This is a genomic window from Alteromonas sp. AMM-1, from assembly GCF_047290655.1.
In the GTDB taxonomy this organism is placed as follows: domain Bacteria; phylum Pseudomonadota; class Gammaproteobacteria; order Enterobacterales; family Alteromonadaceae; genus Alteromonas; species Alteromonas mangrovi.
Genome location: NZ_JBLBUE010000137.1, coordinates 1 through 9,682 on the forward strand (window position 1 = coordinate 1; position 9,682 = coordinate 9,682).

At 44.4% G+C, this 9,682-nt stretch carries 9 protein-coding genes; 6 read left to right on the forward strand and 3 right to left on the reverse strand.

All coding sequences use genetic code 11. The annotated features are described in order from the left end of the window. Positions 1 to 136 precede the first annotated feature (136 nt). Positions 137 to 895 carry a thioredoxin family protein gene (locus tag ACLR2L_RS16075; protein WP_413369520.1) on the reverse strand — a complete coding sequence of 253 codons (759 nt, stop codon included), beginning with the start codon at positions 893 to 895 and terminating at the stop codon, positions 137 to 139. Continuing rightward, positions 892 to 2,448 (reverse strand): bifunctional GNAT family N-acetyltransferase/carbon-nitrogen hydrolase family protein, encoded by a 1,557-nt coding sequence (locus tag ACLR2L_RS16080; RefSeq protein ID WP_140956759.1) that lies wholly within the window; start codon positions 2,446 to 2,448, stop codon positions 892 to 894. The genes ACLR2L_RS16075 and ACLR2L_RS16080 overlap by 4 nt, the downstream gene beginning before the upstream one ends. A 177-nt stretch (positions 2,449 to 2,625) precedes the next feature. Between ACLR2L_RS16080 and ACLR2L_RS16085 the strand changes: the two genes are divergently transcribed. From ACLR2L_RS16085 to ACLR2L_RS16110, 6 genes are all read left to right on the forward strand, one after another. Continuing rightward, positions 2,626 to 3,294 (forward strand): 2OG-Fe(II) oxygenase, encoded by a 669-nt coding sequence (locus tag ACLR2L_RS16085; protein WP_413369523.1) that lies wholly within the window; start codon positions 2,626 to 2,628, stop codon positions 3,292 to 3,294. Between the two features lie 213 nt (positions 3,295 to 3,507). Beyond that, the gene (locus ACLR2L_RS16090; RefSeq protein WP_413369525.1) at positions 3,508 to 5,163 is read left to right on the forward strand and encodes a response regulator; all 1,656 of its coding nucleotides are present in this window, start codon (positions 3,508 to 3,510) and stop codon (positions 5,161 to 5,163) included. Positions 5,164 to 5,473: 310 nt separating this feature from the next. Then, on the forward strand, positions 5,474 to 6,037 hold the full coding sequence (ahpC, locus tag ACLR2L_RS16095; protein ID WP_140956762.1) for an alkyl hydroperoxide reductase subunit C: 564 nt from the start codon (positions 5,474 to 5,476) through the stop codon (positions 6,035 to 6,037). An 81-nt stretch (positions 6,038 to 6,118) separates the two neighbouring features. Further along, entirely contained in the window at positions 6,119 to 7,705 is a 1,587-nt protein-coding gene (gene ahpF / locus ACLR2L_RS16100) for an alkyl hydroperoxide reductase subunit F (protein ID WP_413369527.1), read from the forward strand. Between the two features lie 184 nt (positions 7,706 to 7,889). Next, complete coding sequence (locus ACLR2L_RS16105; protein ID WP_413369529.1) at positions 7,890 to 8,408, forward strand: hypothetical protein; 519 nt, start codon at positions 7,890 to 7,892, stop codon at positions 8,406 to 8,408. A gap of 10 nt (positions 8,409 to 8,418) precedes the next feature. After that, positions 8,419 to 9,069 carry a hypothetical protein gene (locus ACLR2L_RS16110; protein WP_413369531.1) on the forward strand — a complete coding sequence of 217 codons (651 nt, stop codon included), beginning with the start codon at positions 8,419 to 8,421 and terminating at the stop codon, positions 9,067 to 9,069. Here ACLR2L_RS16110 and ACLR2L_RS16115 read toward each other — a convergent pair. Continuing rightward, the coding region (locus ACLR2L_RS16115) for an O-antigen ligase family protein (protein ID WP_413369533.1) at positions 9,047 to 9,682 on the reverse strand (636 nt) is incomplete at its 5' end. The genes ACLR2L_RS16110 and ACLR2L_RS16115 overlap by 23 nt on opposite strands.

The window sequence follows — 9,682 nt, forward strand, 5'->3', positions numbered from 1 at the left end:
ATTTCCTCTAATGACAGTGTAAGCGCATGGTGCAATTAAAATATCTGTACTGCGATGTTATCGTTATTTAGTCGGCAATACCAACATTCCACAGTATTTTTAAACACAATCTCAGTGGAACGGCTGAACTGGCTCCTTACTCCCACAAAATAGCGGGGTATTCCGGCAAAGGCATTACTATTTCATTGTTATGATGGAAGCGAATCAGGTCTTGCTGAAGCTGAACGCGAAACGCTTTTACTTCGTTCCACTTTGGGTTGAGCGTTGGCGTGTTTTGGCCTTCATCCTTCTTTCTTAACAATTCACCCAGGTGTTGGTAGTGCGAATACAATGTTGTTGCCTGGTTAAGTTCAAAGTCCCTTAATTGCCCTGTGGTTTCGTTACTGCCTGAATAGGCTTTCCATGTTGAAGCCATGCCTGACAAGTAGTCTGTTAAGGCTGTTGCTGATTCATTGTGCGCAGATTGCCATATCACCAAAGAGTCGCGGTTGAGAACGGTTTTACTCGCTGGGTCAATCACCAGAACGGTGGGAGTGGCAAAGTATGCCGGGTAACCAAATTGGGTCAGCACACTCGATTTGTCTTCCAGGTATCCCACGTTTAAAGGCAGTACCTCAAACGCCTGGCTAGCCTGTTGTACGTGAGTGTCGTCGAAGTAACTGGCGAGCGCCCGGGAATCGTGGCACCAGTTTGCGCCCAGAATTAACAGAAGGGGTTTATTGCTTTCCAACGCCTGTCGCAGTGAATTATTTACCACCGTTTTATCCTGCCCATTTGAGTATGCTGTGTAAAAATCAGCGGTATCGCTAGTCGCAGCAACAGTTGACCATGGCATAAGCGCGGTAAAAAACACACTTGCTACGAAAAGTTGGTTAAACCACCTCCAAGGAATCATTCGTCATCTCCTCCAATCCATTCTACCCGATACAAATCCCTGCGTCGGTCAAGGTAATTGCGCACTGAACCCTCGTTTTGAAGACGCGTTAATTTATCCAGATCTAAATCTACAATAAGTGTCATTTCTGTATTGGGTGTCGTTTCTGACACGATTGCGTCATGGGGAAATGCAAAATCAGAAGGAGAAAACACCGCCGTTTGCCCGTATTGAATATCAACGTTATCTACTTTGGGCAAATTACCCACACTACCCGCAATAGCGACATAGCATTCGTTTTCAATGGCGCGAGCCTGAGCACATCGGCGCACACGCAGGTAACCGTTTTTGGTGTCGGTCCAAAAAGGAACAAACAGGATTTGCATTTCCTGATCCGACAGTAATCGGGCTAACTCCGGGAATTCCACGTCATAGCAAATCAGTATGCCAATCTTGCCAAAGTCGGTATCAAAACACCGCAGATGATTACCGCCTTTCATGATCCAGTCTTTTTTCTCATGGGGGGTAGGGTGAAGTTTGTATTGACTCTCTATGGTACCATCGCGTTTGCAGAGATAGCTGACGTTATACAATTCTTCGTCTTCGGTTACCGGCATAGAGCCAGCGATAATATTAATGTTATACGACACCGCCAACCGTGACGTTGCAGTGAGAATCTCGTCGGTATAATCCGCTAAATGCCAAATGGCATCGATGGATGAGTCTGAAGGGCTTAAGCCCATTAACGGCGCGTTGAAAAACTCCGGAAATAAAGCAATATCGCAGCCGTAGTCGGATAACGCATCGACAAAATATTCAACCTGCTGAATGAGCTCCCCAACGTTTTCAAAGTAACGCATTTGCCATTGCACGCAGCCAATTCGCGCGTTGGATTTTTTCCCGCCGATTAAATTTGGGTTTCCCGGTTCGTAATATATGTTGTGCCATTGCAACAGCGTGGCATAGCCCTTTGATGCGCGATCTTCGGGCAGGTATGCCTGCATAACTTGCTTAACTTCAAAACCATTAGATAACTGGAAAGTCAGTATCGGATCGTAAATATCTTTGGATTTTACCTGTTCAATGTATTCATAGGGCGACATCTCCCCGGCATGCTTAGCGTAATTGGGGATCCGTCCACCTGCCATTATCGATTTTAAGTTAAGGTTACGGCAAAGCTCTTTGCGAGCCTCATACAATCTGCGTCCTAATCGCAGCCCGCGGTATTTGGGTGAAACAATGACTTCTACCCCGTATAACACGTCGCCATTTGGATCGTGTGTGGTGAGATAGGCATCGCCAGTGATTTCGTCGTAGGAGTGTTTATCGCCGAACTGGTCATAGTCAACAATCACAGAAATGGCGAAAGCGACAACGGTTCCTTTGTCTTCAATACAGATTTGACCTTCGGGAAAGGTATTTACCTGAGCCTTAAAATTATTGTAGGGCCAGGCGCCACCAACATGGCGATATACGTCATCCATCAGTGCTTTCACATCCTGATAGTCGTCCAGGGTGAGGTTGCGCAACTCAAAATGATGTTCAGTATCTTCAATGCTGTTTTCTGCACTCATAGTATCGACGTCCTTATGACTTCTGATGTGTAATTCAACATAGCATGATGGTTTTGGCATCTCTACCGCTACGCGATGACAGGTATTTTCAAAAAGTTAGTCTGTAGAAAAAAAATAGCTTGAGTTGAGGAGATTTTGAACATATAAAACGCGCATCATGAAACTAGGCTTAACACTGTGGCTATTCTAGCGGACATTCACCTCACTAATAACCTGGTAACTGAAGACACGCCGTCATTTTCAGTTATCGCAGACGATATTCGTGCAAAGGGATTTAGTATCCAACATGGCGTATTACCGCCTGGTTTATTGGATGCGCTGGCGGTCCGTGCGCAACAATTACATCGTTATGATCCCGCCGGAATAGGCCGTGAACAGCAATTTCAGCAGAATCAGTTTGTCCGTACCGATGAAATTTGCTGGATAGACGGCACCTTGCCAGAAACGCAGGAATGGTTAACCTGGACAACCAATCTTAAAACTTACTTGAACCGGCAGTTGTTTTTAGGGTTATTTTCTTTTGAAAGCCATTTTGCTCACTACCCGCCTGGGAGTTTTTATAAAAAGCATTACGACGCGTTTCATGGCGAAGCCAATAGGGTATTGTCGGTAGTGCTTTACCTGAATTCAAACTGGGCAGCTGACGAAGGCGGGGAACTGGTTATCTATTCGCAAGACAATGCTGATGATACGGTTACGGTTACCCCATTAATGGGCACGATGGTGATATTTCTGAGTGAAGAGTTTCCTCATGAAGTGTTGCCTGCAACACGGGATCGTTTCTCTATTGCCGGCTGGTTTCGTGTAAATAACAGTACCGCTCAGCGAGTTGATCCACCCAAATAATTCTATTTAACGCGTTTCACGGGATTACGCTGAAGGCATGTCATGTCAATTTCTGGTAAACAGAGTATGGCAGTTTTATGAAAATCGGGATAACATCAGATTTAGTAAGGTCTAACGTTGCGTTTTACCTTATAAATATCGTAGCTAAATAATTGATTTGGCTGATGTTAACAACTCGACATGGAACGCATTAGGAGTTAAGTGGCTGCCTTCATGGAAAAAATACCATTACCCAAGAGTATTGACGAACTAAAAGTACTGGTTGTTGACAACCAGGGCTTGATTCATGACTTAGTTAATTCAGCCTTAATCGATCTTGGGGTAAAGAAGGTAAGCAGTGCGCAGAATGCGTATCATGCTGTACGTCTTTGCCAGGATGATGAGTTTGATGTTGTGTTGCTGGCCTTCAACGTAAGCAACGACAAAGACGGCTTTCATTTGTTTGAAGAGCTCAAACATCACCAGTACATTTCAGATAAAACCACCGTTATTTTCTTAAGTGCAGAAACCAACATGGAGTTGGTGAATTGCATTATCGAGTTACAGCCAGATGATTTTTGGGTAAAACCGCTGGCAAGACAGCGTATTCAGCATCGTTTTCGTTATCTGGTTGATATTCGTCGCAAGCTCAACAAGCTTATGCACTGTTTGGATAACGGCGATTATGCCGCGGCAATTTACCAGGCTGAACGGGGCCTGAAAGACAGTTCGGTAATAGAATATCATCCCAGACTGAAGCGTATTATTGGTGATTGCCTGATGCAATTGCGGGATTATGCCAGTGCTGAGAAATACTTTACGGAGTTAAAGTCGGAATATAATCACGCCTGGGTGCACATTGGTCTGGCGAAATCCTTGTTCAGACAGGACAAGGTGGAAGAAGCCGAGCTACTGGTAGAAGATTTGTTACAGCGCAACGACACCAAATTTTTGACCTACGATCTGCTCGCTCAATACTACATTGGCAAAGAACAATTCGATATTGCGTATGAGCAGGTTAAAGCCGCCAGTAAACTCGCGCCGCGCAACATTGAACGCAATAAAAAGTTATGGGACCTTGCGCGCCTTAACCGCGATAAATACGGGCAACTCGAAGCCGTTCAGAATATGGCGAAGTACGCCAAAAACTCTATCCACGATTCTCCCGACCTCACACTGAATGTCATCCGTACCATGGTCGATCTGGCCGCTTCTGTTTCCGGTGTGGAATCCGAAAAAATTCAACGCAGCTTGCAAAAAGAGTTGGATGATTTAAGTCGTATGGCAGGTGCTAATCAGGCATTGTCGAATCAGTTGGTAGTGATCAAAACCCGCTTGTGTTGCTTACAGCAGAAGAAGCGCGAAGCTGAGAAGTTGTTAAAAGAAGGCCTGGATGCCAATGCCAATATGAATCTCGAAGACAACCTGGATTTAATGAAGGCTTACCACGAATTAGGCATGAAGGAGAATTGCCTGAGTATTCTGGATAAGCTGCGTTCGCAGTTAGCGGGCGATACACTTGCCAGCCAGGTAGTAGATGAATACCTCAAGCGCGAAGAAATTGAGCGCCGTGAAATTAAGTTTACCACCAAAGAGCTTAAGGATATGGCGGCAGTAAATTATCGCGAGAACCGCATGATACCTGCCTACAATAATCTGTGTCAGGCCTTAACACTGTCACCGCACGACAAATCAATAGCGCTGAGCTTGCTAAAAGTATTAGTGCAATTAAATAAAAAAGACCCCCTTACTGACGAACAGTACGAAGTGGCATCCAACGCCTCACGCTTGTTGCACCGCAGTAGCCTGGGCGGCGCTCAGCGCCAAAAACGCGATGAGTACCTTACCGCGCTGGGGATTAATGAAGTGCAACTGTCGGTCATTCCATAACGTCATCGCAAATCAGTGCTGGTTATCACTGTGCCAGCACTACCTTCATTTTCTTTATTGATTAATCTCTGTACTTATCTTCTTTTTAATAGCTTTTTCTGAATCAACCTTTCAACAAATCCAATTATAAATTGTTTTGCTAAGGGGCTATTCTTGTCCCAAGTCAAACGTTACTGACTTCAAGGCATCCGATTACCTTGAATTCTCGTATCGAACCAACAAGTCAATAGCAGTGACTTTGCACGCAAAAAGCAGTGCTATTGATTCTGTAAAATTGAAATGTAACAACCCTAACTTTTGGAGAAAGTAAATGGCTTTAATCAACACACAAATTAAACCGTTCAAAGCTCAAGCGTTTAAAAACGGCGAGTTCGTAGAAGTAAGCAGTGAAGACATCAAAGGTAAGTGGGCTGTATTCGTATTTTATCCAGCAGACTTCACGTTCGTATGTCCTACTGAACTGGGCGATGTAGCTGACAAATACGAAGAACTGCAGTCACGTGGTGTAGAAGTATTCTCAGTATCTACTGACACTCACTTTACCCACGCAGCGTGGCACCAGGCTTCTGAGACCATTGGCAAAATCAAGTTTGCAATGATTGGCGACCCAACTGGCACCATCACTCGCAACTTCGATTGTATGCGCGAAGATATGGGCCTGGCAGATCGCGGTACCTTCGTGGTTGACCCAGATGGCGTAATCCAGGCAATGGAAATTACTGCAGAAGGCATTGGCCGTGACGCAGACGACCTGGTTCGCAAAGTTAAAGCGGCTCAATACGTAGCGTCTCACCCAGGTGAAGTATGTCCTGCTAAGTGGAAAGAAGGCGAAGCAACACTTGCTCCTTCATTAGACTTAGTTGGCAAAATCTAAGCCAGACCCACTACCAACTAGTTAGTCCGTGCGGGCGGAGTGCCCGCACATTCCAAGTTTCCAGTTAAGGCAGAAGTTATTATGTTAACGCAAGATATTTTAAATGCATTGAAAGGTTATGCTGCGAACATGCAGAAAACCGTCACCTTTGTGCTTCAAACAGGTGAGCACAGCAAGCGTGAAGAACTGAAGAAGTTTCTGTCTGACGTGGCAGGGATCAGCGACAAAATCCAGTTGGAAGAACGAGATACAAATGGCGTTTTACGCAGTTCTGTCAGCTTCTTACTTGAAGCCGATGGTGAAGATACCGGTATTCGTTTTTCCGGGATCCCTGGCGGGCACGAATTTAACTCATTCGTACTGGCCATGCTGCACGCGTCAGGCACACCGCTGAAAATTGACGATAGCGTTAAAGGTATCGTGAAAGGTGTGAAAGAAGAATTGAATTTTGAAGTGTTTATCAGTTTGAGTTGTCACAACTGCCCGGACGTTGTTCAGGCACTGAACCAATTTGCGCTGCTAAACCCCAATATTACTACCGAAATGATTGACGGTGGCTTATATCAGTCTCTGGTAAAAGAGCGCGACATTCAGGGCGTACCCAGTGTGTACCTCAATGGCGAATTGTTTGCCAATGGTAAAGTCGATGCGTCTACCCTGATTGATAAGCTGCTGGAGCGTGATCCATCGTTGAAACAGGCCAATGCTGGCCAGAGTTTACCATTGCAGGATGTAACCGTTATTGGTGGTGGCCCAGCGGGTGTAAGTGCTGCTATTTACAGTGCGCGTAAAGGGTTAAAAGTAACGGTAATTGCAGACCGTTTTGGTGGACAGGTAAAAGATACTATGGGCATTGAAAACCTGATTTCAGTGCCGAAAACAACCGGACCTCAATTAGTGGGCAATCTTGCCGAACACATGAAAGACTATGAAATCACGCTTAAAGAGCACGTACGCGTGGAGTCTGTTGAGAAAGGTAACATTAAAACGTTGACGTTGTCTTCTGGCGAACAGATTAAAACCAAGACGATTATTGTTGCAACGGGTGCGCGCTGGAGAGAGCTTGGCGTCCCTGGCGAAAAAGAGAATATCGGTAATGGCGTAGCCTATTGCCCGCACTGTGACGGTCCGTTCTTTAAAGGCAAAGATGTAGCGGTAATTGGTGGCGGAAACTCCGGTATTGAAGCTGCGCTGGATTTAGCTGGCATAGTTAAATCAGTGACGGTATTTGAATTTATGCCAACGCTGAAAGCCGATCAGGTTTTGATTAATCAGGCTGAGAAGCGAGATAACGTAACCATTATCAAAAATGCTGCTACCAAACAAATTGTGGCACAAAATGGTAAAGTTACCGCTATTGAATACCAGGACCGCAAAACCAATGAAGTACATTCATTGCCACTGGCTGGTGTGTTTGTTCAGATTGGCCTGGTTCCAAACAGTCAGTTTATGAAAGGCGTAGTAGAACTGACTCAGCACGGTGAAATTGTTGTAGACAGTAAGTGTAAAACGTCTGAACCAGGCATATTTGCCGCCGGTGACGTTTCCACTGTACCGTACAAGCAAATTGTTATTTCAATGGGCGAGGGCGCTAAGGCTTCTTTGTCTGCCTTTGAATACCTGCTGGCACATGAAGTGGAAGACGAATCCGAGACCAAGGCAGCGTAAAAATTTGCTATCACTATCTCTAAAACCCGGCGAGCGCCGGGTTTTTTTATTTGTAGCCAGCTTGCACATTTACAGGTTGATTTTTGTGCGGTAAGTTGGGTTAATGACAAAAGGATCTGTGCAGAAAAACAATTGGATGTTTGAATTTTTAAAGCGTGCTCTGCCAATATCATTAGCAGTGTCAATGTTAACTACATTGACTTACATGACATTCTTTCCCTGTTATTATCTGGCAGTGGAAATTCCCGCTTCGTACATGGCTTCCTCAACCGCGTGTACAACCAGCACATGTTTAGCTGAGACACTACACGATTTTATTAGTGAGCTAACTTCTCGCGAAACTAACCGGTACCTGCTATTTCTCGCTAAAGATGACTACCTGAATGATTCGGATAATGTTGCTCTGATTGCTAATGATCTGAGCAGCCGGTTAAATATTACTCATACTGATACAAGTGCACGTGTGCATTTTAGGATTACCAAGAGCCCATTTTGGGAAAAAGAATTGCCCAAATTACTATTTCACGTGTATGCAGTTCACCCTGAGCTCACCGTTGAGTACCTCAGTAACTTGCAGTCCTGGCAAACCGATTACTTCGTACTCAGCGTTTTATTTTTAACGGTGTTACTCACTTGCTGTTTATTGGTGAGTCTGATTGATAATTACTATCCAAGGGTGAGTAAACAGCATGCTCACTGCTAAGTATTCAATTGTGATTTTACTTCTTTGCTGTATGTTTGTTTCCGGGCAAAGACTGCATAACGCTTACAGGGAGTATGAGTCCTCTGAACTCTTTAATTCAGTCGACGCCGAGGGAAGCGATAAACAAGCGGCGTTAAATGCAATTAATTTGCTGGAATACCAAGATATTTTTGGGCACCCCATGGTGGTGAATAAATATCTGTTGGGTTATTACTACTACACATTGTTATTTGATGAAAGTGATAACCAACAATTGGCTTTCTATTTTCAGAATGCTTATATGCTGTTTTCGCAAACAATCAAACAAGAACCCACTAATGCTAAAGCCTGGGCCAATTTGGCCTTGCTTACCTGGCTTAACACCCAATCCCTGGACGAAATTTTGCCCTATGTTAAACAAGCACATCAGTTCGGAAAATATAACTTCCGGGTTCATGTAAAACTTAGTCAACTGGCGGAATGGATTGTTGAGTCTCAACAACCTATTGCCCATTTACCTTCTCTTCAGGAGATACTTGAACATCATCTCAGATTTGGTTTAGAGGATCGCAGAAGCAAACAAGCCGTGCTAGATATCATCAACCTTAACCAAAGCAATAAAGAAGCAATCTGTCAGTGGTTAACTACCACCGACGCACTTAAACAGGCTCGGTGTGATTAACAGTAGGATTTAATTCATTGTTAAGGAGGTTATACGCAATGCAGGCCAATGCTAACAATAGAATGAAAAACGAAGAATTTGCCGGTGCCACAAGCGGGAAGTCTACCGACATATGCATCAGCATACCGACAACCGCCATCAGTGCGGCGGCGGCTGTCCCCGCAAGCCGTCTGTCTTTAGCTTTACTCAGCGTTTTTATGCTGATCGCACAAATGAAGCACAGCAGTAAACCCAGTAAGAGTGTAACAGGCAGACCATATTCCAAACTGAATTCCAGATAGTCATTATGAGCGTGATCGTAGTTGGCATTAACATTATTGCTTTGAAAACTGGCAAACACTGTTTCATAACTACCGGCCCCAGTGCCAGTAACAGGGAATTCTTTAATGATATCTACGGTATCAAATACTACTTCATCGCGCGACTCAGTTGCCAAACTGGTCGCTTCCAGTCTGTCTCTTACCTTTTCAAGTCCAAACCAACTGCTCACTACAAAGATATCTATCAGAAACATACTTAATACCAGCAGCTTAAATCCACCTGGAACCTGTTTGCCAATAAACATGTATAAAACAGAAACGATAAATAAACTGGCAAAAAACGCCGTATTTCC